Genomic DNA, 23,142 nt, shown 5'->3' on the forward strand with positions numbered 1-23,142 from the left:
TATTTTTTATTGAACATTTTTAATGATTCTAAATCCGCCAAAAATTAGTGGACGTTCAGAGGGCATAGATTTGATGCGTGGAGTGTGCGCTCTCGCCGTTTTGCTTTTTGCCCATCTTGTTTTTTGGTCGGATTTGGCTCATAAGGATGTCCCTTCTAGCCTTTTAGTGGTTGGAAGGGCTTTAATATTTGTCTTCCAAAAACATGGCGAACTTAACCCTTTTGTCCTGGCATTTATTGTTCTTAGTGGGTATTGCATTCATCGCAATGGTTTACGGTCTAGCTCGGGATTAAAAGTATTTTTAATTCGAAGATTTTTCAGAATTGTCCCTGTATTTTTTCTGGCGACAATTCTTGGAGTATATTTATTTGGAGTTTCTTCGAATATTAACGGAGGATTGGCTTCTGCTTTGACTGGAACTTCTGAAATCAAAGGTGAGTGCTTGGCTGCAAAACTCCTTTTAATTCCTGCGCTATTTCCTATTGCTCATCCTTGCGACTTTTTAGGAAATGCTCCCTCATTGACGGTAATGGTGGAGTTGGCTCTTTATATTTTTTATGCTTTAGTTTTTTGGAAAATTCCAGAATATTGGCTTAGAGTATTGCTGGTGATTTCTATTGTAGTGGGAATTTTTGTGGCTTCAAATAATACAAAATATCCCACTGCCTATAATTGGTGGCAAAATAGTTCGGCGTTGGCTTTTTTGCCGTACTGGTGGGTTGGGGCGGTCTCAATTGTTCCGAATTATAGAAAACTGTTTAAGGCTCGGTGGGCTCTGGTTTTTTGTTCTTGGCTAATTCTATCGGTATTTTCAGTATTTTATGAAAGTGCTGTTGCTGCAGAATTGCGCAAGCTGGTTTTTGCTATATTGATTGCTTCAGTTGTAATTAAGTTGGATGAGGCGGTAGTATGGAAAAATCCGCTATCGATGCTTGGGAGGGCAGGATACAGCCTCTATGCAATTCACGCTCCAGTTAGTGTGTTTTTTTTAGTGTCTGGATATGGGTGGTTACAAACACTGCTCCTGACAATATTGTGCGGAATAGGTTGTTATTTTATTTTGGAACGACCGGTCGATATTTTTGGAAAACGTCTGGCTTTTAATTCGGCTTAAAATATTAAGATGTGAGACAAGGAAAATAGTATGCGTATTTTGATTACAGGAGGAGCCGGCTGTTTAGGCTCCAACCTTATTGAACATTGGTTGCCAAAGGGGCACCAAATCGCCGTGCTGGACAATTTCGCCACGGGCAAGCGGGAAGTTGTGCCGACGGTCGAAGGTCTTCAAGTGCATGAAGGCCATATCGCTGATGCGGCCTGGGTGGACAAGACATTCGACGCGTTTGCGCCAGAGATCGTCATTCACGCCGCTGCTGCGTACAAAGATCCTGAGGACTGGCGAGAGGACGCGAACACCAACGTCAATGGCAGCATTGCCGTGGCGCGCGCCAGTGAACGTCATCAAGTCAAACGGCTTGTGAATTTTCAGACTGCGCTTTGCTACGGCCGCCCTACATCATTGCCCATCTCGACGCAGGAGCGTTGCGCGCCCTTTACCAGCTATGGCATCAGCAAAACGGCCGGCGAGCAGTTCATGCTGATGAGCAAGGTGCCTTCGCTGTCTCTTCGCATTGCGAATGTGACTGGCCCTCGCCTCGCGATCGGCCCCATCCCTACCTTTTATAAAAGGCTCAAGGCTGGGCAGAAGTGCTTTTGCTCAGATACCGCCAGGGATTTTCTGGACATGCAGGATTTCCTGCGATTCATGGACTTGGCCATTCAGCAAGATGCCCCGGTCGGTGTCTACAACGTGTCGAGCGGCGAAGCGCACACGATCTTGGAGATCTTCCGCGCAGTAGAGCGTTATTTGGGACTTGATCCGACAGAAGTGCCTGTGGTGGCACCGTTGGCAGACGATGTTCCTGTGGTTTGCCTTGACGCGAGCAAAACAGAAGCGGACTTTGGTTGGAAGTGCCAGCTCGACTTTGAGCAAACCATTCAGCGGCAACTGCAGTGGTATGACCAGCATGGAGTCAACGACGTCTTTAGCCACCTCAAACCGCCCACCGCTGCTTAAATCATGAATGTGAATTCCGCTACGTTTTCTGGTCAACGCGTGCTGATCGTTGGGGGCGCAGGCTTCGTGGGCAGTAATCTGACCCACGCAATCCTGCAACAAGATCCACGAGAAATCATCGTCGTGGACAACTTGCTTTCATCAGAGGCAAGCAATATTCCAGCCGACCCTCGCGTGCGCTTTGTATTTGGGTCGATTACCGACGATCAGATCCTGTCATCGTTGCCCGAGAACCTTGATTACGCATTCCACTTGGCTTGCTATCACGGTAACCAATCTTCCATCGCCAATCCGTTGGCAGACCACGAAAACAATACGCTGACCAGTTTGAAGCTGTTTCAGCGCTTGTCTGCCATCAAAGCGCTGAAGAAAGTGGTTTACGCAGCCGCAGCTTGTGCGGTCGCAGAAAAGACTTATGACGTCGCTTCTGCCACGACGGAAGATCAACCTGTCACGCTCTACCATGACAGCCCCTATTCGATCTCCAAGATCATTGGTGAGTTGTATGGAAACTATTTTTTCCAACGAGCAGAATTGCCGTTCGTGAAAGCTCGATTTTCCAATGTGTATGGGCCAAGAGAAATCTTGGGCGCTGGTCAATGGCGTGGCACTGCCCATACCGTATGGCGCAACGTAGCCCCCACGTTTGTGTGGCGGTCGTTGCAACAAGAGGCATTGCCTTTGGACAATGGCGGCAACGCTAGTCGTGACTTTATATTCGTGGAAGACATGGCGCGCGGATTGATGGCATGCGCTCTCAACGGACAGAAGGGTGAAATTTATAACCTGGCTACCGGTCGTGAAACCACGATTCTCGAACTAGCTACTTGGATTAATGAATTCACAGGCAATAAAACACCTCTTGATTTACGGCCTGCCAGAGATTGGGATCGATCCGGTAAACGTTTTGCCTCAACGGACAAAGCCCGCGAACATTTGGGTTTCGAAGCCCAAGTGGACATACGAGAAGGTCTTCGCCGCACGGTCGAATGGACGCAAAACAATGCCGAAATGATCAAGCTTTGCATGGCGAAGCACCAAAAAATGATTAGCCAACACTGACATGTCACTGCCAATAAAAGGCCACTCGTTCCTCGTGATTGGTGGTGCTGGGTTTATAGGTTCTCATCTGGTAGAGCAGTTACTCAGCGCCGGAGCTGCACACGTCAGGATTTATGACAACCTGTCCAGGGGGCGCCTTTCGAATCTTGATGAAGCTTTGAAGGATCCTCGTTGTGAAATATTCCCCAGTGGAGGGGATATTTTGCATCGGGATACTTTAAATGCTGCAATGCGTGGTATTGATGGAGTATTCCATTTGGCAGCGTTATGGCTGTTGCACTGTAATGAATATCCACGTTCTGCGTTTGAAGTCAATGTTGGTGGCACGATGAATGTTGCCGAAGCCTGCATTTCAAATGGAATTCGCCGGCTGGTTTATTCTTCTTCAGCGTCGGTATATGGGGATGCAGTTTTTGAACCGATGGATGAAAGTCATCCGTTTAATTGCGAAGAATTCTACGGCGCAACTAAAGTGTGTGGTGAGTATCTTCTGAAGGCTTTATATCGCCGTCCTGCCAGCCGTGATAAAAACTTGAGTTATGTTGGGCTCAGGTATATGAACGTATATGGGCCGCGCCAAGATGATAAGGGTGCCTATATTGGCGTAGTCACGCGGATGATCAATTCTTTAAAAGAGGGGGAGGCACCTGTTATTCATGGTGACGGCTCTCAATCTTACGATTTTGTGGATGTGCGTGATTGCGCGCGCGCTAATATTCTCGCGATGCAAGCTGAGGCTGGAATGCGCTGTTATAACGTCGGGACCGGCATTAAGACAAGCATTAAAGAGTTGAATCTTATGCTACAAGGTGTCTTCCCGTATGCCCCACCTGCGATTTTCCAAAATGTAAACCGCCCATTCGTTAAAAATCGAATCGGGTCCACTGATAAAGCTAAGCAAGATCTAAATTTTGAGGCGTCGATTCCCTTGCATCGGGGATTAATAAACCTTTGCCAGCTTTGATTTGAATGAATGGGATTCGTCCCAAGAAAATGAGGGGGGATGATGATTGAACAGCCTGGTTTTATATTTGACCAACGGAAAAAAAATAAGAAGAAGTTTCTGTTGGTTTGTTATTATGATCCAGCAGGTATTTCTACGGTGCCTGAAATAATTGCATATATTCAAAAGCTATCTGCTTTTCCGGTTGTTGTTGCCAATATATTTGAGTGCAGGGATCCGGCGGGCATTAATTCCCTTCCCTCAAATATTAATTTGTCTGAGTTTTCTGGAATTATCATTCATAATTCCATTTCTTATGATGTCGTAAATTTGCGCGTGCTGGATGCCAGATTGTCAATAAAGCTCAAAGACTTTAACGGCTTAAAAATTTTATTAAAGCAGGACGAAAATCATAAATTTCGTGAACTTGCAGAATATGTGGGGCAGACAAGGTTTGACCTGATTCTGACATGTCTACCATCCTCAGAAATTGAAAAGATTTATCCTAAAGACGTTGTTGGAGAAGTTAAATTTCAACGAATGTTCACTGGCTATGTGACGCCAACTTTGCGAGCTATCAATGCGAAACCTCTCAATCAGCGGGAAATAACTATAGGGTATCGAGGCTCAATTCAACCACTCTCATTCGGAAGGTTGGCATATGAAAAGCGATCTATCGGTGAAAAAGTTATATGTGATTTGAATGGGGTTGCAAATATTCGATTGGATATTTCGAGCAAATGGGAAGATCGATTAGGAACTGATGCTTGGTTTGATTTTTTAGGAAATTGCAAGGCTACTTTAGGTGCTGAATCTGGGGCAAGTGTTTTTGATATAGATGGATCTCTGAAAAGTAAATGTACTTTAGCGGAGCAAACACTAGGCGTTTTTCGAGAAGACGCTGATTATGCGGAAAGTTATCTAAAATATATTGTCGACCTTGAGGGGACGGTAAATTACAATCAAATTTCACCTAGGCATTTCGAGGCGGCTGCCACCAGAACACTTCAATTGCTATACCCAGGTGAGTATTCCGGAATATTTTTACCTGGAATCCATTATTTAGAATTGGCGCGAGACCATTCTAATATATTAGAAGTTATTTCATTCCTGCAGAACGATGCTGCAGTTATGGAAATTACAGAGCAAGCGCATAAAGATATTGTGATGAATCCATCCTTCTGGATAGAGGGATTCGTTGCAATGCTGGATAAGTGCATAGAGGAATTGCTTTCAGTCGAGGCTGATATCTCTCAGCTATCAGTATCTGAAAATGAGAAAAAGCAGGTGATGCTGCTTTGTAGTCATCCAGCTCAAATTGACCCTCGTATCGACTGGGTAGAAAAATATGCGCCTGATAACATGTTAATTCATGTTGTCGATATATTGAGGGACGGGGAGTTAAACTTCTCAGTCGTTACTCACGAAGATGGATCCAAGAAAATATCTACTCCAAGGATCAAGTTCACATCTCAGTTGTTCTTAAAATGGCAACGTCTTCTGTCAGGAAGCAGTGCAGGTACTAATGCGCTGTTTCAAATGACACGAATTGAAAAATTGGCTAGCTCTTCTGATTCTGAGTTAGCCAAGTTTATGGGAATGCCTGATAATGCAAAAAGACTTAACGATTTCAGATGGTATTTGAGATTTGTATTAGAAATTAATACTGGTTTGTTAGAGTCGTGTTTGGCTACCAGCAATGTGCAATGTCTAATTGCTACAGACTTGGTAACCTTGCCCGCTGCAGTGCTTTATGGCGCCATTGAAAATATTCCAGTTCACTATGATGCTCATGAATATTGGCCTGCTTCTGACACTAGGCAATTTCAAAGTGAGCAAGAGTTTTGGTTGGATTTGGAAAAGAACTTAATCAAATACACTACGGATCGTTCTACAGTTTCCCCAGGTTTAAAAGAAGTATTTGAAAAAAGTTACGGCTTGAATTTTCGTGTGGTTCCTAATTGCGAGCCGTTGAAAAACTCTTCTGATCAGAAATTTCGGGCAAAAATAATCGGTAATGAGATTTGCAACTTCTTATTTCAAGGATCTTTTGCGCCACACAGAGGTTTAGAAGAGTTAATTAGTATTTGGGTGGAAACTGACCCCAGCGCTAATTTAATTCTTCGTGGACCAGCTAACAGTTTCAAAACTGAGATGATTAATCTGGCAAAAAGTACAGGGCTTTTTGAAAGCCGAATTTTTTTCCCGGATGCAGTTTCAGAAGGCCAACTGGTAGAAATGGCAAGTGCCGCTGATGTAGGAATTATTCCGTATAAGGCACACGGATATAACTATGCCCATTGCTGTCCAAATAAGCTTTCTCAATATATGGCGGCAGAAATTCCTATTTTGGCAAATAACACATCTTTTGTTGCGAATGTTATTCGAGAGGCTAAATCGGGATTGGTTGTCGATTTTTCTAATAAAAAATCTTTATTGAACGCAATTGCTGAATTTGGATCGGACGGTGTTGCTCGTCGGGAAATGGGAAAAGCTGGAAAATTGTTTCACGAAAAGAAATTCAATTGGCAGAACGCTTCTGCTAATTTGTATGAGGCGCTTGACAATTTAATTCTAAAGCCGACAAAGCGAGTTGAAATTTTTACAGCTTCCCTAAGCGGGTCAATTGAAGAGTCAAATAAGGTGAAATGTGTTCAAGCTGTTGAGGTATTGGAAAGAAAATTTTTACGCAGCTTAATGCCTTTCTGGTTGGCATTGCCATTACGTGTTCGTGATCCAGTTGCTCCCATATTGAAAAGAATTTTAGGTGTTTAGCTATGTGTGGAATTTTTGGCGTCCTGCAAAAGCAGGCTTCTACTAGTCAGCTGATTTCCGACGTGGAAATAGGGCTAGAGAGAATTAGACATCGCGGTCCTGACGGGAGTGGAGTCTGGGCTTCAACGTCTGGAAAGGCAGGTTTAGGACACGTCCGTCTCTCTATCATTGATGTTGAAGCGGGTGCTCAACCGATGCATAGTAGAGATGGGCGCTTTACCATAGTATTCAACGGCGAGATATACAACTATATAGAACTCCGCGAAGAACTTGGAACAGATTGCTTTTCAACGCACTCTGATACTGAAGTTATTTTAGAAGCATATAGGAAATGGGGCATAGCATGTACCACTCGTCTGCGTGGCATGTTTGCTTTCGCAATTTGGGATGCAAAAGATAAAAAATTATTTATAGCTCGGGATCGTTTTGGTATAAAACCGTTGTATTGGACTCAACAAGGCGATAAGTTCTTATTTGCGTCTGAGGCAAAAGCTTTATTGCCTTTTATTTCACGTCGAGAATTATCTTCTTCTGCGATATCTGATTATTTCACATTTCAATTTTGTTTGGGTGAAAAGACTTTAATATCTGGTGTATATCAAGTGCCGGCTGCTCATTCGGCCATATTGACTCCTGGTCTACCTCCTGTATTCGAAAGGTACTGGGAAGTGCAATATGAGATCGATTATGATCATACAGCTAAATGGTTTGAAGCTAAACTGCGAGATTTGCTCGAGGACTCCGTAAAAATTCATCTAAGAGCTGATGTTGAAATTGGGAGTTATGTTAGTGGTGGAGTTGACTCAAGTTTACTAGCGGCGATGGCCAGGAAATTCAGTTCCCAAAAGAATTTTTCAGCCTTTAATGGTCGTTTCCTTGAAGGAAATCGATTTGATGAGTCAGAGTATGCTAGCGCACTAGCTGCTGAGCAAAATATGCAATTGCATATTGCGGATATTGGAGAAATGGATTTCGTCAAAAACATTTCCAATGTGATATGGCATTTGGATCAGCCTGTTGCCGGACCCGGGGCATTTCCTCAATACATGGTTTCCAAAAAGGTGGCAGAACATGTAAAGGTGGTGCTGGGCGGTCAAGGAGGGGACGAGATTTTTGGTGGCTATGCTCGATATCTCATTGCTTATTTTGAGCAATGCATTAAGGGCGCTATCGAAGGTACCTTGCACGATGGGAATTTTGTCGTTACCTATGAATCGATAATTCCTAGTCTGCAAACATTGCGGCAATATCAGCCAATGATGCAGGAATTTTTGGCTGAAGGTCTTTTTGGCGAACGGGATGCTCGATACTGGCGACTTGTCAATCGGTCAAATACGTTTGGTTCGATATTATCTCCAGGGGTGATCGATCACGCTGCTACTTACTCTGAATTTGCGCAGATATTTAAGGGGGAAAATGTCGGGAGTGGTTCATATTTCGATGCGATGACACACTTCGACTTTAAAACTTTGTTGCCAGCGCTACTGCAAGTCGAGGATCGCATGAGTATGGCGCATGGTGTCGAAGCACGTGTTCCATTCTTGGACCATCCACTGGTTGAGTTCGCCGCGACCATCCCTGCAGATGTTAAATTTCGCGATGGGGAGCTGAAGCGCCTACTGAAATCTGTTTTCTCTGACTTACTTCCGTCCGAGATAAAAAATCGTAAAGATAAAATGGGATTTCCTGTTCCATTGAATCTATGGCTTTCAAAAGGTGGGCCGGCTCGAGATTATATTGGTGATGTGTTGGGGAGCGCACGTGCGCGCCAGCGTTCGTATTTAAACGATGGATTCACTGTTGATCAGGTTCTCAACTCTCAATCTGTTTATGGGCGGAACTTGTGGGCGTTACTAAGCTTGGAGCTTTGGCAAAATCAATTCATTGACGCATGAATGTTCTGATTATTTACGACCACTTTGAAACCTATACCAATACGGTTTTTGAACATCTTTGCGCCTTTAAAAAATACTCGAAAAACAATCATTTTTACATGCACGCGGGATTGCACGATGTGCAATTTGACTTTGCTGTTTTTGAAATAATTTTGATTCATTACAGCGCGAGGGTGGCTTTTGGGCATATCTCAGCTGCGCTCAGGTTAAAAATTTCGAAGCATTCAGGGCAAAAAATATTATTTGCTCAAGATGAGTATGATCTGACATCTAATGTTTGGGGAACTATTGATGAATTAGGTGTTTCAATAGTTTTTACTTGCGTTCCGCCCTTGCACAGGGAAGAAATTTACCCATCCGCACGTTTTCCCAATGTCCGCTTTGTCACCACGTTGACCGGTTATTGTCCTGAGCAGATTCAAGAGACATCCTCACCTCCCTCAGCAATAAATAGGCCCATTACCATTGGTTATAGAGGACGGGCATTGCCGTATTTTTACGGGGATCTTGGTCAAGAAAAGCTGGAGATTGCAAAGGGTATGCAACTCGACTGCAAAAATCGCGGTATTCCTTGCGACATCGAATGGGATGAAGAAAAGCGTATCTATGGCAGCGATTGGCCTCGTTTCCTGATGAATTGCAAAGCCACTCTGGGGACTGAGAGTGGTGCCAATCGATTTGATTTTGACGGCAGCCTGCGTAAAGCAGTTAACGAGGCACTCGCTGAAAATCCGGAATTGAGTTACGGGGAGTTCAAGCAGCGGATGGGTTGGGGGGACGAACAACCCATCATGAATCAAATTTCTCCCCGTTTTTTTGAAGCAATCGCTTTCCGCACGGCATTGATTCTCTTTGAGGGAAGGTATTCCGGAATCTTGCAACCATGGGTCCACTACATCCCTTTGCGCAAAGATTTTTCCAATGTTGACGAAGTAATAGTTGCTGTGTCCGACGACGCTTTGCTGGACCGATTGACAGACAAAGCCTACTTTGATGTTGTTCAGTCCGGCCGTTATACCTATCAGAAGTTCATCGCTGAGTACGATGCATTGATCCAGTCATGCGAGCCTGCTCAGCGCAGCGGCTCGCCTTCTGGGTTGCCCGCAGAAATCACCGAACATCCTGTGAGGAAATCCCGGCTGCCTCCGGCGCCGGGACCTTTGCTGGCCGTATGGCATTCGATCCCGTGGGCCTTGCGCCGCCCTTTCAATGACGGTGTCAACCGGCTTTGGGCAAAGCTGCATTCAAAGTAATCTTTATGTGCGGTATTGCTGGACTGATTTCCCATCGCCCTGCGGCAGCGCTACAGAGCCATTTGGCGCCCGCCTTGGCTTGCCTTCGCAGGCGTGGTCCCGACGATCAGGGCGTTGAAATCTGGCAGGGCCCTAATCACGGCGTGGTGTTGGGTCACACGCGCCTGAGTGTCATTGATCTGACGGAGGCTGCCCACCAACCCATGACCAGTTCAGATGGTCGGTTTCTGCTGGTCTTCAACGGTGAAATCTACAACTACCGGGAGCTGCGCCAAGCGTTGGAAGCTCTGGGTCGCCAGTTCCGTTCAGCGTCTGACACCGAGGTGTTGCTTCAGGCTTGGATTGAATGGGGCGAGGCAGCATTGCCGCGCTTTGTGGGCATGTTTGCCTTCGTACTTCTGGATCGACGCACAGGCGATCTGCATGGCGCACGCGATGCTTTTGGAATCAAGCCGCTGTATTACCGCGCAGATGGTGAAGGATTGGCGTTTGCCTCGGAAGTGCCCGCTTTGCTGGCCATGCTTCCTCATCCCGCTGAGCTCGACTGGCAGACTTCCTACGATTATTTAGTTCATGGCCGTTACGAAACCGGTGAGCGAACTTTTTTCCGGGACGTTTTGGCTTTACCTCCCGGTCAATGTTTTCGTTATTCGTTTGAGTCGCGACAAATGACGCTTCGCACATGGTGGCGACCCACCATCGCAGTAGCGCCGCGTTTGTCATTCGATGACGCGGCGGAAGCTCTAAGAAACCGGCTTCTCGATAGCGTACGGCTGCATCTGCGCAGCGATGTGCCGCTGGGGGCCGCTCTATCTGGGGGCGTGGATTCGTCCGCCATCGTCGGTTGCATGCGCCACCTGGAGCCCGATGCGCCGATCCACACGTTCAGCTTCATCGCTTCGGGCAGCGCGGTCTCTGAAGAGCAATGGGTGGATCAGGTGAACACTGAAACAGGTGCTACTGCCCACAAGGTGTTCATTCAGCCCAGCGAGTTGGTTGCCGACCTGGATGACATGATTGCCACCCAAGGCGAACCCTTCGGCAGTACCAGCATTTATGCCCAATACCGGGTGTTTCAATTGGCACGAGAGCATGGTGTGACCGTGACACTCGATGGCCAAGGGGCTGATGAACTGTGCGGAGGCTACGTGGGCTATCCAGGTCCGCGTGTGCACAGCCTGCTGGATGATGGCCAGTGGGCAGGTGCCGCCGCATTCTTGCGTGAGTGGGGGCGCTGGCCGGGCAGGGCAGGGCTCGAAGGCTTGAAAGCGGCAGTGGCTGAATACACCAGCGATTCCGCCTACCAAGCGCTGCGCCGCATAAACGGTGCCGATGCTTGTCCGCCCTGGCTGGACGGTCGCGTGTTGGGCGACGCCGATGTGGCGCTGCGTTTTCCACGCGAAGTACCCACCCAGACTGCCCCAGGCCGTCGGCTGGTGGCAGAGTTGGCTCGCTCGCTGCATGGCGTCGGCCTGCCTGGACTGCTTCGCCACGGCGACCGCAATTCCATGCGTTTCTCGGTAGAAAGCCGCGTGCCTTTTCTGACGACGGAGCTGGCCGACTTTTTACTGACGCTGCCTGAGGAATATTTGGTGTCGCCTCAGGGCGAAACCAAGCACCTGCTGCGCCGCGCCATGCGTGGTCTCGTGCCGGACGAGATTCTCGATCGCCGCGACAAAATCGGTTTTGCCACGCCCGAGCAAGCATGGCTTCTGCAGATGGCGCCACAGGTGCGGGAGTGGTTAAGGTATCCGTTGAATTTGCCGTTCTTCCGCCAGGACGAAGTGCTGAAGGCGTTCGATCAGGTCGTTGCAGGGCAGCGTCCGTTCAGTTGGCAAGTGTGGCGCTGGATCAACTTCACACGCTGGCACGCGCAGCATTTCGCAGGTTGATTCGCTGTGGCCCGCCTGCTGTTGTTGTCGCTTTCGCCCATTGCCTCCGATCCCCGCGTAATGCGCCAGTACGAGGCGCTGGAAGAGGCGCATGAAGTCCATGTGATGGGCTTTGGCGCATGCCCGCCCGGAGTCCGGCATTTCATCCCCGTGGATCAGCCGCGTGCGGGCCCCGTGGTGGTTTTGCGCAATGCGCTCCGTTTGCTTTTTCGGCGCTACGACGCCTATTACTGGCAGCACCCTCAGATCCGAGGGCTGGAGAGGGCTGCGGCGCAACTCCCCTTTCGATTCGACTTGGTACTGGCCAACGATGTGATGGCCTTGCCGATAGCGCTGCGGCTTGCGGGCAATGCGCCTGTGTGGCTCGACGCGCACGAATACGCCCCCCGCGAATTCGAGGACCTTTGGGCATGGCGCATGTTGCTGGGACCTTTCTTCGATGCTACTTGCCGTGACGCGCTGCCACGCGTGGCGCGCATGAGCACTGTGTGCGCAGGCATCGCGCGCGAGTACGAGCGGTGCTACGGCGTGCCCGTGTCCGTCATGCCCAATTGCCCGGAGCCCCAGGCTTTGCCCGTGCAGCCGACGCGCGCAGACCGCATTCGGCTGATCCACCATGGTGCCGCCATTGCCTCCCGCAAGATCGAGGTGATGATCGATCTCATGGACCATCTGGACGATCGTTTCAGCCTCGACCTGATGCTGATGGAGCAAGATCCGGCATACCTCGCCACCTTAAGGCAACGGGCTGCCCGGCATGCGCGCATCCGTTTCATTCCGCCCGTGCCCATGCGCGATATTGCGGCGCACACCAACAGCTATGACGTCGGCCTGTTCCTGTTGCCGCCCACCAATTTCAATTACCTGCACGCGTTGCCCAACAAGTTCTTTGAATTCATGCAGGCACGCCTGGCCATTGCCATCGGACCTTCGCCCGAAATGCAGGCCCTGGTGACGGAATTGGGCTGTGGCGTGGTCAGCCGCAGTTTCGAAGCGGCAGACCTGGCTGCTCATCTGTCGCGACTCACCCCTCAGGACATCGATGCCATGAAGCGCGCTTCGGACGCTGCCAGCCATCGCTTCAATGCAGCGGCCACCCGCCAATGGCTTCGTGATGAGGTCAGCAGCTTGCTGGCTTGCCGCTCCGCCACGGTCCACTGACGCCATGCGTGCTCTGGTTTTAGGCACCCAGTCGTTCATTGACGGCGGCACCAAGGTAGGTTCGCAGCATTTGGCGCAAGCGTTGGCGGCGGCGGGTTGGTCGGTGGACTATGTGCCCACGCTCTCGTCCCCCGTTGACGTGGTGGGCCGCCAGCGCCATGCCAGGTTGGGCCGGGCGTGGAGGCATGGGTTGAGGCAGCGCTCGGCGCGCATTTCTTCGGGCCTTACCGAATGGAGTCTGCAGTCGATGTTTCCTGCGCATCGGCTTTTTTTGCGCTGGCCCTGGCAGTTGGCGGCGTACGGGCAACGGTGTCCGGCGCCCCTGCGCGATGTGACTTTCGACGCCTGCATTGCCGATGTGGCCCCCAACATGTTGCTGATGCACCAGATCACGGCCCGCGCCAAGGTCTGCCGGCTCAACGACTGGCCGCAAGGGTTCGCTCACGATCTGCATCCGGTGGTCATCCAGGCACTCGAATCCATGGTGGGCGGCCCCGGTTTCGATGAAGTGTGGGCCGTCTCTGAACCCCTGGCCGAATATGCGCGTGCGCTGAATCCGCCGGGTGAGGTGGTGCACCTCCCCAATGGAGTGGAGGCCCGGCTTTTGATGCCTGACACCCACCGCCCTGTAGCGCGGCAGCCGCGCAGCGCGGTCTATGTTGGCGGGCTGACGGCTTGGCTGGATATCGGCTTGTTGTGTCAGGCCGCAAGGTTGCTGCCCGATTGGACGTTCTCGGTGTATTCACCCGGCGTGCCGACTCGGCAGGAATGGCCCGCCAATCTTCGATGGCGTGGCACTGTGGGCCGAGCAGAGCTGCCCTCAGTTCTGCAAAGCCATGAAGTCGGCCTGATCCCCTTTTGCGAGGCCGATGGACGCATGCGCTATGTCGAGCGCCCGTTGAAGTTCTATGAGTACATTGCAGCCGGATTGGGCGTAGCCAGCACCGACCTGGGCGCGCTGCGTCATGGAATGGGCGATCTGGCCTGCTATGGCAGTGATGCGGTGACATTCGCCCGTGCCATCGTTCAAGCCCGTGAGCAGGCGCAGGCCCGCACTGCGGACTTCGCGAAAGACTTCGTGCAAGCCCACGACTGGAATGCTCGGGCACAAACGATGCTGGCCCGGTTAGAGGTGCTGCTCGCGTGAAGAACTACCTTCTCTACGATTTCATGCAGGTGGCGGGAGGTGCGGAGCGCGTCACGCTCACGCTGGCCGAGGGCTTCCCGGACTTTCAGACGCTGGTCAGCCGTTGCTACCCAGACGCCCAACCGCTGCTGGATAGCTCCACTGCCGAAGTGCAGGAACTGCGGGGTGGTTGGTCCACTTGCCTTCCGCGCATCCTGGAAAGCATGTGGTGCTTCCGGTTCCGGGCCGGGCGGTTGCACGATGCACAAACCGTGCTCTACAGCGGCTTCTATGCGCCCTTGGCGGTTTACCACCAGCGATCCGGCCGGCGCCTCTACTATTGCCACACGATTCCCCGTTTCGCCTACGACCTGTACGACAGCACACTGGCGGGCTTTCCGTTCTGGCTCCGCCCGTTCTACGCGGTATTCGTGCGCTGGTTCCGAAAGCAGTACGAAGCGGCAATTGGCCGGATGGACCGGATTTTCGTGAACTCGGAAAACGTGCGTGAACGGCTTCGACGTCACACGGGGTTGGACGCAGAGGTGATCTACCCCCCGGTGGCGACACAGCATTTTCGATGGCTGGGCGACGACGGCTATTACCTCTCCACAGCCCGGCTGGTGCCCAATAAGCGTGTGGATGTGATCGTGCAGGCGTTTCTGAAGATGCCGACCCGCTCGCTGGTGGTGTTGTCGGGCGGCCCTGAGCTGGAACGGTTGAAAGCAATCGCGGCAGATGCGCCCAATATCCGCTTCACTGGCTGGCAGACCGATGAGTCGCTGCGGCGTTGGGTGGGCAATGCCCGCTGTGTGATCTATCTGCCAGTGGATGAGGACTTCGGCATGTCGCCGGTGGAGGCCATGGCTGCAGGCAAACCGGTGATCGGCGTGGCCGAGGGGGGACTTTTGGAGACGGTGGTGCCCGGAAATACCGGCGTGCTCCTTGCACCCAGCCCCACCCCGGATGCTGTGGTGGAAGCCGTGACGCAGATCGAGCAGATGCACGGCGCACCTTTGTCGGCGCTATGCCTGCAGCGCGCTCAGCAATTCACGGAAGAGGCTTTCATCGCTCGGATGGCATCCGTCCTGCGATAGGAAGCTGTGGGTCACTCCGTCGAGCGGTGGCCGCGCCAGTGGGCGATGCACAGCAGCGATGACACCGCCACGTAGCGCAGGGCGTTGGCCCACGACTGGAAAATCTTCGAGCGGTCCAATTTTGCGGTGTGCATGGGCAAGACGATTTCCTTGATGCGAAGGCCCTGGCGCCGCATCAGCAACAAGGTGCCGATGTCCTGATAGTCCAGCAAGGTCGCTTCGGTAGAGGCAGCCACTTCAAGGGCCTTGTGGTTGTAGAGCCGAAAGCCCGACACGAAATCGTGCAGTGCAAAACCCGTCAGAAACCGGAACCATCTCCAGGCCAGTCGGCGGGCCCAACTGGTCCGTGTGGAAAAATGGCTCACCACCACATCGCCTTCCTGGCGTCGGGACAGCAGGCTTGGAATCTCTTCCACCTCGTAACGGCCTTCCGCATCGATGGTGATCACCGCGTCGTACCCGCGCGCCAGCCCGTAGCGAAGCCCTGTCTGCAGGCTGCCCCAGGTGGTCATTGCCAGCAGCGGGCGCAGCACGGTGGCGCCCGTGCTCTCTGCCAGATGGCAGGTGCCATCGGTGCTGCGGTTGTCCACCACCAGCACGTCGGCGCCCACCAGCGACCGCACGCGCTGGATGAGGTGCTGGATGCCAGCCGCGTGATTGCGTGTGGAAATCACCACCAGCACGCGCGGGTTGGGCGCGGCCGGCGTGCTGCCAAGGGCCAGGTATTGGTACTGGTGCGCCAAGGCACGCTCGCACTGCGCAATGTCGAAATACTTGAGCAACGCCTGGTGGCCCGCCTCGCCGAACTGGGCTCGCAGACGGGTGTCGTGCTGCAGGCGGGCAAGGGTGCTGCGCCAGCTCTCCACGTCTTCGATGGGCACATGCAGTCCGGCATGGGCATGCGCGACGACCCAAGGCATTCCGGAACCGGGCAGGTCCGTCACCACGCAAGGGCGCTTGTGCATCATGGCTTCGAGCAACACGATGCCGAAGGCCTCCGTGCGCTCTCGCGATGCGAGGCAGAAGACGTCGCAGCGTTCCAGCAGTGCGTGTTTTTCGGCATCCAGCACCGACCCGACCAGGCGCACGGCGGGCTCGCGGCCTGCAGGCGTGGTGTCGCGAATGAGCGATTCCAATGGGGCCCGCAATTCGCCTTCGCCGGCGATCACCAGCTCGACGCCGGGCATCGCTTGCACCGCCTTGATCAGCGTCTCGAATCCTTTGTAATAGGTCAGGCGCCCGATGGACAGCAGCCGCAACTGGGTGTCCGGCCGCCATTGCAACTCGCTGCGCAAGGCCGCTGGCGGCGGCGGTTGGCGCAGGTTGATGCCCAGGGGAATGACCTCGCACTTGCTGCGCCAGGGCTGCAAAGCTCTGCTGGCTTCCAAATACGGGGGCGAGGTGGCAAAAATCAGCTGGGCCCGGTCGAGCACGGCATGCTCGAAGGGGCGGTACAGAAAATAAGCCAGCGCCACGGACAGTTTGATGTCCGACACCACGATGTCCGAATGCCAATGCACCACGCACGGCACCTTGCGCGCGGCAGGCAGCGTCAGTGCCCACAGCGCTGAATTGTTCGGCAGATGCAGGTGCAGCACATCGGGCTGAAAGCGGCGGATGGCGCGCCCGAGCGCCGAGCGAAAACCCAGCGCGATCGGGGCGTACACCAGGTTGAACTGCACCGGCACCCGCTCCAGCCAGGGCGGGTCGTCCGGCAGGGGCGTGCCGTGTACCAAAGCCGATGCATCGATGCCTTGCGCCCGCTGCGCCTCGATCAGATCGGCCAGAAACACTTCCATGCCGCCCAGGTAGGGCGGAAAGAATTTGCCGATATGCAGAACGCGCAGTGCCACGGTGGTCTCGCTGCCCGCTTATTTCTTCGCGGCGGCGATTTGCGCCCGCACCTGCGGATATTGCGGATTGCGCGGGTCCAGCGCAATGGCTCGGTCCATGTCTTTCAGGCTGTCGTCCAGGCGGCCGGCGGCGCGGTGGGCCATGGCCCGTCCGTAGTACGCCGGCGCCGCATTGGGGGTGCGCGCAATGATCTGATCGAACAGCGTTATGGCGGCCTTCGTGTCGCCCTTGCCCACCTGTGCCATCCCCAGCCCCAGCATCAGGCGCTGGTTGTTGGGGGTGGCTTTCAGCAGGGTGCTGAAGTCGCTGATGGCGTCGTCGTACCGCTGCGCGCCGATGGCGGCTTCTGCACGGCGCATGCGCATGGCTTCCCGCATGCGCTCGACTTCCTTGTCGGTAACGCCTTCGGCAGCGCGCGTCATGCCCTGGGTGAAGCTGTCGTACGCCATGGCGAATTGGCCCAGGGCGAAGGCGGATTCGCCTCGGTGGTAATACAGCGGCAGGTCGGTAAAGCCCTGCTTTTCGGCCTCCGCGAATGCGGTCAGCGCTTCGGCATGTTTCTTTTGCTGTTGCAGCGCCACGCCGATGTTGAACCGCGCCGAGCCCTGCAGCGATCCGAGCGCTTCGGCGGTGGCAAAGCTCTTCTGCGCCTCGGCCACCGAGCCGCGGTCCAGGTGGTAGGCGCCCAGGTTCAAAAACGGCCGCCAGCGGCCGACCGCGCTCGGAGAGGCTTGCAGGTCGATCTTTTCGGCGGCGTCGCCCCAGGCTGAGTAGTCATCTCGCAGCGACTGCACGCGCTCGAAGGCCAGCAGGCCGAAGACGATTCCCACGATGCAGCCCAGCACATAGATGGCCTTCGGCTTGAACCCCGTCAGCACGATGGCGAGCAGCATTGGCACTGCAATGGCCCAGAGGTAGCTGCGATACAGAACGAACGGATCCTGCACCCAGACGGTGGCGAACTCGGTCACGTACAGCATCAAAGGGAACATCAGCGCCACGCCCACCAGGCTCAAAGCCCCGCGCCGGCGCAGCACCGCCCAAAGGGCGCCTGCCCAAAGAGCCACGTAGCCGACGACGCCCAGAATCTGCGGGAAGGCCAGGTACGACAGCGGAAACGCCGGCCGCAAGTCCACCGACATCCACATCACGTTCGGGACGAACCAGAGGAAGCCGTAGGCGAAGAAGAGCGCCGCTTCGTTCAGGATGCTGAGCGGGTACATGCGCTGCGTGATGCCGGGACTCAGGCGCTCCAGCTGTTGGGCGAAGTCCAGCGAGCGCTGGTCGAACAGCTTGCCGATGAATTCGCCATAGATGCCGAAGAAGATCACGGCGGCCACCGCGATCATCGCGGCCGATGCGCCTGCCAGCGTGGCGACCGTTTTCCAGCTGGGGCGGCGCACATGGATGTACAGCGGTACGCTCATCGCGGCGATCATGACCGCATGCTCCTTGGACAGCACGGCCGCCACGTAGCTCAGCAGGGCCAGGCCATACCAGAGCACGCCACGACCTGAGAGGCCCCGCACGAAGCACCAGCAGGCCAGCACCGCGAACAGTGTGGCCATGACGATCGAGCGCTGCACCAGATAGCCCACGGCATAGACCGCCATGGGATTGACGGCAAACAGCGCCACCCCGACCCGCACCGCGGCCAGGCGCGACAGGCCGAAATGCGGCTGCGATTCGAATTCTTCCGGAAAGCGCGTGCGCGCCAGCAGGTCGCGCACCAGGGCGTACAGCGCCGCCACGGTGGCCAGATGCATCGCGATGTTGACAAGCCGCTGCTTGCCCCAGCCGGCCCCCGCCAGCGAATCCACCCAGATGAAGCTGCCGTATGACAGCATCCGCTGCTTGAAGGTCAGCAGGCTGCCGTAGCTGCCGAAGATCGCGCCGTCCGTCAGCCGCAAATCGTCGAACAGCAACGCATGGTTCCAGCCGGGCAGGTAGATGGCCAGCACGGCCGTAAGGACGGCCGCGCCGAAAACAGCAAGGGATAGAGACGGTTTGGCCATGGGCGGGTAGGGGCAGGTGGACAGGTGCGGCGGCTGGCGGTGCGCGCAAACAGCCCGGAAGTCTAAGCGATGGAATTTTCGCACCGGCATGCACCGCCAGTGGCCGCCCCTCTGTGCCGATCGCTGCCTGGCAAGGCCTGCTGCAATGTCGGCAGCGGCCCGGCAACCCTGGGATCAGGCCACCGACGGCGCGTCTTGCGCGGGCTCGAGCCCGCGCATCACCAGGTGGCAGAGCAGTTCTTCCGCCTTGTCATAGTCCCGCTCGGTCAGCGCCGGTTTGCCCAGCAGCAGGGCGAACTGGGTCTGCTGGTCGGCATAGGCCTGGGTCACGGACCAGATGATGAACATGAGGTGGGTGAAATTCACCTTGGCGATGCGGCCCTCGCGTGCCCAGCGCTCGAAGGTTCGCACGTCGTTCTTTAGCACCGGCCCCACGCGCTGGGCGATCACCTGCGCATAGCGGGGCGCGCCAGCGATGACTTCCTTGGCGAACACCTTCGCGGCATTCGGCCGCTCCAGCGAGGAACGCAGCTTGGCGCGGATGTAGCGGCGCAGCGCTTCGTGCGGATCGTCGCCGTGGGACATTTCCTCCATGCCAGCCAGCCATTGATTGAGCACGTCGTCCAGCACGCGAAGGTAAAGCGATTCCTTGCTGGGAAAGTAATACAGCAGGTTGTGCCGGCTGAGGCCGATGGCCGCGGCGATGCTCTCCAGCGAGGCGCCCTCGAAACCGAACTGCGCGAACTGCGTCTCCGCCTCGGAAAGGATCGCCTGCTCTTTCCTGAGGCGCGATGCGCTGGGCGGTCGGGACGGCTCCGCAGGGTCGGTGGGGTCGGGGGGCACTGCCGGTGTCTTGGCGGTGCGTGCGCGCACTGGTGCGGGGCGGGAATGCGAGGCGGAAGAACTCATTTGCACCATTGTGGAACGACTGCGGGGTGCTGGGGCTGGCACGGTGTTTGCACTACGGGATTTTACCGATTGGTAAATTTTTACCGATTGGTAAATTGGAAAAAACGACAGGATCCGGCGCCGCCGAGGACACCTGCCCACGACAGCGAGGCCCCCGATGAAACCTCTGCAGACTGTACCGATGTGCGACCGCCCTGTCGCCTGCGCCCGGCCCCTCCAGCGGCGCCGAAGGCATGCCCACGCGCCTCACCGCGTGCGCACCCCCGCCTCCCACCCCTGACCCTCTGCCGCAAGGACCTCCGATGGAAACGACCGCAAGCCGCGCGTGCGGCATTCATGCCGCACGCCTGAACCTGGCCGATTACGCCGTGAACTTCGGCGACGCGCACCCGCCGCTGACGCGCCCGCAGGCGCTCGTCGAGGCCGAGCGCTGCTATTACTGCTTCGATGCGCCCTGCGCCACGGCATGCCCCACGGGCATCGACATCCCCTCTTTCATTCACCGCATCGCCCAGGGCAACGACCGCGGCGCGGCGCGCGCCATCCTGGAGGCGAACCCGCTGGGCGGCATGTGTGCCCGCGTCTGCCCGACGGAAGTGCTGTGCGAGCAGGCCTGTGTGCGCAACGCCCATGACGACAAGCCCGTGGAAATCGGCGCGCTGCAGCGCCACGCCACCGATGCGTACTTCGCCGACCCCGGTACCCCCTTGTTCACACGCGCCGCGCCCACGGGCCGCCGCGTGGCCGTGGTGGGTGCCGGGCCTGCGGGACTGGCCTGCGCCCACGGCCTGGCCGTGCGGGGGCACGACGTGGTGCTGTTCGACGCCCGGCCCAAGCTGGGCGGGCTGAACGAATACGGCCTGGCCAGCTACAAGACCACGGGCGGCTTCGCACAGAAAGAGGTCGAGTGGCTGCTGTCCATCGGCGGTATCGAGGTGCGGTGCAACCAGGTGCTGGGCCGCGACATCACCGTCGACAGCCTGCTGCAGGGGTACGACGCCGTCTTCCTGGGCCTGGGGCTGGCCGGCGTGAACGCGCTGGGCATCCCCGAGCCGCAGGTCGAGGGGCTGCGCAATGCGGTCGATTTCATTGCCGACGTGCGCCAGGCACCGGACCTGTCCACCGTTCCCGTGGGTCGCCGCGTGGTGGTGATCGGCGGCGGCATGACGGCGGTGGACGCTGCGGTGCAGGCTCGCAAGCTGGGCGCCGAAGAGGTGACCATCGTCTATCGCCGCGGCGCCGACGGCATGTCTGCCTCCACCGTGGAGCAGCAATGGGCGCAGACGAACGGCGTCGCCATCCGCCACTGGTCGTCTCCGAAGGAACTGCTGAGCGAAAACGGGACGGTGCGCGGCATGCGGTTCGCGGCCACCGCCCAGCAAGGCGGGCGGCTCGTGGAAATCGGCGAAACCTTCGTTCTGGAAGCGGACATGGTGCTCAAGGCCATCGGCCAGAGCTACCTGCCCGAATACGCCGGCACCGCCATGGCCTTGCAGGCCGGCCGCATCGCCACCGACGACGCGGGCCGCACGAGCGTGGCGCGGGTCTGGGCCGGCGGCGATTGCCGCGCCGGCGGGCGCGATCTCACGGTGGAGGCGGTCGAGCACGGCAAGGTCGCGGCCATCTCCATCAGCGAAGCCCTGCGCGGTTGACGGCCGCAGCTCCTCCTTCCGAACACCCCGCACCTACGGAGTTATTCCCATGGCAGACATCCGCAGCCGCTTTCTCGGCATCCAGAGCCCCAATCCCTTCTGGCTGGCTTCCGCGCCCCCCACCGACAAAGAGATCAACGTCACCCGCGCGTTCGAAGCCGGCTGGGGCGGCGTGGTCTGGAAGACGCTGGGCGAAGATCCGCACGTGGTCAACGTGAACGGGCCGCGCTACGGCACGCTGATGTCGCAGGACCGCCGCGTGATCGGGCTCAACAACATCGAGCTCATCACCGACCGCCCGCTGCAGACCAACCTGGACGAGATCCGCCGCGTCAAACGCAACTGGCCCGACCGCGCCATGATCGTCTCGCTCATGGTGCCCTGCGTGGAAGAAAGCTGGAAGCGCATCCTGCCCATGGTCGAAGACGTGGGCGCCGATGGCATCGAACTGAACTTCGGCTGCCCGCACGGCATGAGCGAGCGCGGCATGGGTGCTGCGGTGGGCCAGGTGCCGGAATACATCCAGATGGTGACCGCCTGGTGCAAGCACTACAGCCGCCTGCCGGTGATCGTGAAGCTCACGCCCAACATCACCGATGTGCGGCAGCCCGCGCGGGCTGCCAAGGCGGGCGGGGCCGATGCGGTGTCGCTCATCAACACCATCAACTCCATCATGGGGGTGGACCTGGAGCGCATGGCCATGAGCCCGAACACGGGCGGCCTGGGTTCGCACGGCGGATACTGCGGCCCAGCCGTCAAACCCATCGCGCTCAACATGGTGGCCGAGATCGCCCGCGACGCGCAGACCGCTGGCCTGCCCATCAGCGGCATCGGCGGCATCTCCACCTGGCGCGATGCGGCCGAATACATCGCACTGGGCTGCGGGACGGTACAGGTATGCACTGCCGCCATGGTGTACGGGTTCAAGATCGTGCAGGACATGTGCGACGGCCTGTCCAACTTCATGGATGCGCATGGCTACCGCACGCTGGAAGACTTCCGAGGGCAGGCCGTGCCCACCGTCAAGGACTGGAGGCAGCTCAACCTCAACCACATCGACAAGGCCGTGATCGACCAGGATTCGTGCATCCAGTGCGGCCGCTGCCACGTGGTGTGCGAAGACACCTCGCACCAGGCCATCACCTTCACCAAGGAAGGCGGCGTGCGGTTGTTCGAAGTGAACGAGGCCGAATGCGTGGGCTGCAACCTGTGCGTGTCGATCTGCCCGGTGCCGGAATGCATCACGCTGCGCAGCCTCGCGCCCGGCGAGGTCGATGCGCGCACCGGCAAGTTGGTGACCGGCGAGCATGCCGACTGGACGACGCACCCCAATAATCCCCAACGCGCGCAGCCCGTGGCGGCCCCGGCGCTGGCCGCCGCAGTCTGACGGATTCGATCCCGGGCACCCCCCGTTTGCACACAGGAGAGATG

At 55.8% G+C, this 23,142-nt stretch carries 16 protein-coding genes; 13 read left to right on the forward strand and 3 right to left on the reverse strand.

Annotated features, from left to right (window positions below):
• Positions 1-22: 22 nt before the first annotated feature.
• From AVHM3334_RS04520 to AVHM3334_RS04570, 11 genes are all read left to right on the forward strand, one after another.
• Complete coding sequence (locus AVHM3334_RS04520; RefSeq protein WP_284410019.1) at positions 23-1,114, forward strand: acyltransferase family protein; 1,092 nt, start codon at positions 23-25, stop codon at positions 1,112-1,114.
• Positions 1,115-1,144: 30 nt separating this feature from the next.
• A complete protein-coding gene (locus tag AVHM3334_RS04525; RefSeq protein WP_284410020.1) occupies positions 1,145-2,077 on the forward strand; it encodes an NAD-dependent epimerase/dehydratase family protein in 933 nt (310 codons plus the stop codon).
• 3 nt (positions 2,078-2,080) lie between these two features.
• The gene (locus AVHM3334_RS04530) at positions 2,081-3,139 is read left to right on the forward strand and encodes an NAD-dependent epimerase/dehydratase family protein (protein ID WP_284410022.1); all 1,059 of its coding nucleotides are present in this window, start codon (positions 2,081-2,083) and stop codon (positions 3,137-3,139) included.
• 1 nt (position 3,140) lies between these two features.
• Complete coding sequence (locus AVHM3334_RS04535) at positions 3,141-4,103, forward strand: NAD-dependent epimerase/dehydratase family protein (protein WP_284410024.1); 963 nt, start codon at positions 3,141-3,143, stop codon at positions 4,101-4,103.
• A gap of 39 nt (positions 4,104-4,142) precedes the next feature.
• A complete protein-coding gene (locus tag AVHM3334_RS04540; protein ID WP_284410026.1) occupies positions 4,143-6,857 on the forward strand; it encodes a glycosyltransferase in 2,715 nt (904 codons plus the stop codon).
• A gap of 2 nt (positions 6,858-6,859) precedes the next feature.
• Positions 6,860-8,752 carry an asparagine synthase (glutamine-hydrolyzing) gene (asnB, locus tag AVHM3334_RS04545; protein ID WP_284410028.1) on the forward strand — a complete coding sequence of 631 codons (1,893 nt, stop codon included), beginning with the start codon at positions 6,860-6,862 and terminating at the stop codon, positions 8,750-8,752.
• On the forward strand, positions 8,749-10,005 hold the full coding sequence (locus AVHM3334_RS04550; RefSeq protein WP_284410030.1) for a hypothetical protein: 1,257 nt from the start codon (positions 8,749-8,751) through the stop codon (positions 10,003-10,005). The genes asnB (AVHM3334_RS04545) and AVHM3334_RS04550 overlap by 4 nt, the downstream gene beginning before the upstream one ends.
• Positions 10,006-10,010: 5 nt before the next feature.
• Positions 10,011-11,897: an asparagine synthase (glutamine-hydrolyzing) gene (gene asnB, locus AVHM3334_RS04555; protein ID WP_284410209.1), complete on the forward strand. Its 1,887-nt coding sequence runs from the start codon at positions 10,011-10,013 to the stop codon at positions 11,895-11,897.
• Positions 11,898-11,903: 6 nt separating this feature from the next.
• On the forward strand, positions 11,904-13,058 hold the full coding sequence (locus AVHM3334_RS04560) for a glycosyltransferase (protein ID WP_284410031.1): 1,155 nt from the start codon (positions 11,904-11,906) through the stop codon (positions 13,056-13,058).
• A gap of 331 nt (positions 13,059-13,389) precedes the next feature.
• Positions 13,390-14,205 (forward strand): glycosyltransferase family protein, encoded by an 816-nt coding sequence (locus AVHM3334_RS04565; protein ID WP_284410033.1) that lies wholly within the window; start codon positions 13,390-13,392, stop codon positions 14,203-14,205.
• Positions 14,202-15,281, forward strand: a complete 1,080-nt coding sequence (locus AVHM3334_RS04570) for a glycosyltransferase (RefSeq protein WP_284410035.1) — start codon at positions 14,202-14,204, stop codon at positions 15,279-15,281. The genes AVHM3334_RS04565 and AVHM3334_RS04570 overlap by 4 nt, the downstream gene beginning before the upstream one ends.
• An 11-nt stretch (positions 15,282-15,292) precedes the next feature.
• On the opposite strand, the gene AVHM3334_RS04575 is transcribed toward AVHM3334_RS04570, so the two are convergent.
• The 3 genes from AVHM3334_RS04575 to AVHM3334_RS04585 form a co-directional block, all read right to left on the reverse strand.
• Positions 15,293-17,134: a glycosyltransferase gene (locus AVHM3334_RS04575; protein ID WP_502869853.1), complete on the reverse strand. Its 1,842-nt coding sequence runs from the start codon at positions 17,132-17,134 to the stop codon at positions 15,293-15,295.
• An 18-nt stretch (positions 17,135-17,152) separates the two neighbouring features.
• Positions 17,153-19,150 (reverse strand): tetratricopeptide repeat protein, encoded by a 1,998-nt coding sequence (locus AVHM3334_RS04580; protein WP_284410036.1) that lies wholly within the window; start codon positions 19,148-19,150, stop codon positions 17,153-17,155.
• Positions 19,151-19,324: 174 nt separating this feature from the next.
• Entirely contained in the window at positions 19,325-20,068 is a 744-nt protein-coding gene (locus AVHM3334_RS04585; RefSeq protein ID WP_284410037.1) for a TetR/AcrR family transcriptional regulator, read from the reverse strand.
• A 293-nt stretch (positions 20,069-20,361) separates the two neighbouring features.
• On the opposite strand from AVHM3334_RS04585, the gene AVHM3334_RS04590 reads away from it, so the two are divergent.
• Together AVHM3334_RS04590 and preA are read left to right on the forward strand one after the other, a co-directional pair.
• A complete protein-coding gene (locus tag AVHM3334_RS04590; protein ID WP_284410039.1) occupies positions 20,362-21,711 on the forward strand; it encodes an NAD(P)-dependent oxidoreductase in 1,350 nt (449 codons plus the stop codon).
• Between the two features lie 49 nt (positions 21,712-21,760).
• Positions 21,761-23,098, forward strand: a complete 1,338-nt coding sequence (preA, locus tag AVHM3334_RS04595) for an NAD-dependent dihydropyrimidine dehydrogenase subunit PreA (RefSeq protein WP_284410041.1) — start codon at positions 21,761-21,763, stop codon at positions 23,096-23,098.
• Positions 23,099-23,142: the final 44 nt, after the last annotated feature.

The sequence above is a fragment of the Acidovorax sp. SUPP3334 genome, from assembly GCF_030159055.1.
GTDB lineage: Bacteria > Pseudomonadota > Gammaproteobacteria > Burkholderiales > Burkholderiaceae_C > Paracidovorax.

Excerpts from the sequence above, each read along its gene's own strand:
- AVHM3334_RS04520 (WP_284410019.1), top strand. The coding sequence starts at position 23 with ATGATTCTAAATCCGCCAAAAATTAGTGGACGTTCAGAGGGCATAGAT.
- AVHM3334_RS04525 (WP_284410020.1), top strand. The coding sequence starts at position 1,145 with ATGCGTATTTTGATTACAGGAGGAGCCGGCTGTTTAGGCTCCAACCTT.
- AVHM3334_RS04530 (WP_284410022.1), top strand. The coding sequence starts at position 2,081 with ATGAATGTGAATTCCGCTACGTTTTCTGGTCAACGCGTGCTGATCGTT.
- AVHM3334_RS04535 (WP_284410024.1), top strand. The coding sequence starts at position 3,141 with ATGTCACTGCCAATAAAAGGCCACTCGTTCCTCGTGATTGGTGGTGCT.
- AVHM3334_RS04540 (WP_284410026.1), top strand. The coding sequence starts at position 4,143 with ATGATGATTGAACAGCCTGGTTTTATATTTGACCAACGGAAAAAAAAT.
- asnB (WP_284410028.1), top strand. The coding sequence starts at position 6,860 with ATGTGTGGAATTTTTGGCGTCCTGCAAAAGCAGGCTTCTACTAGTCAG.
- AVHM3334_RS04550 (WP_284410030.1), top strand. The coding sequence starts at position 8,749 with ATGAATGTTCTGATTATTTACGACCACTTTGAAACCTATACCAATACG.
- asnB (WP_284410209.1), top strand. The coding sequence starts at position 10,011 with ATGTGCGGTATTGCTGGACTGATTTCCCATCGCCCTGCGGCAGCGCTA.
- AVHM3334_RS04580 (WP_284410036.1), bottom strand. The coding sequence starts at position 19,150 with ATGGCCAAACCGTCTCTATCCCTTGCTGTTTTCGGCGCGGCCGTCCTT.
- AVHM3334_RS04585 (WP_284410037.1), bottom strand. The coding sequence starts at position 20,068 with ATGGTGCAAATGAGTTCTTCCGCCTCGCATTCCCGCCCCGCACCAGTG.
- AVHM3334_RS04590 (WP_284410039.1), top strand. The coding sequence starts at position 20,362 with ATGGAAACGACCGCAAGCCGCGCGTGCGGCATTCATGCCGCACGCCTG.
- preA (WP_284410041.1), top strand. The coding sequence starts at position 21,761 with ATGGCAGACATCCGCAGCCGCTTTCTCGGCATCCAGAGCCCCAATCCC.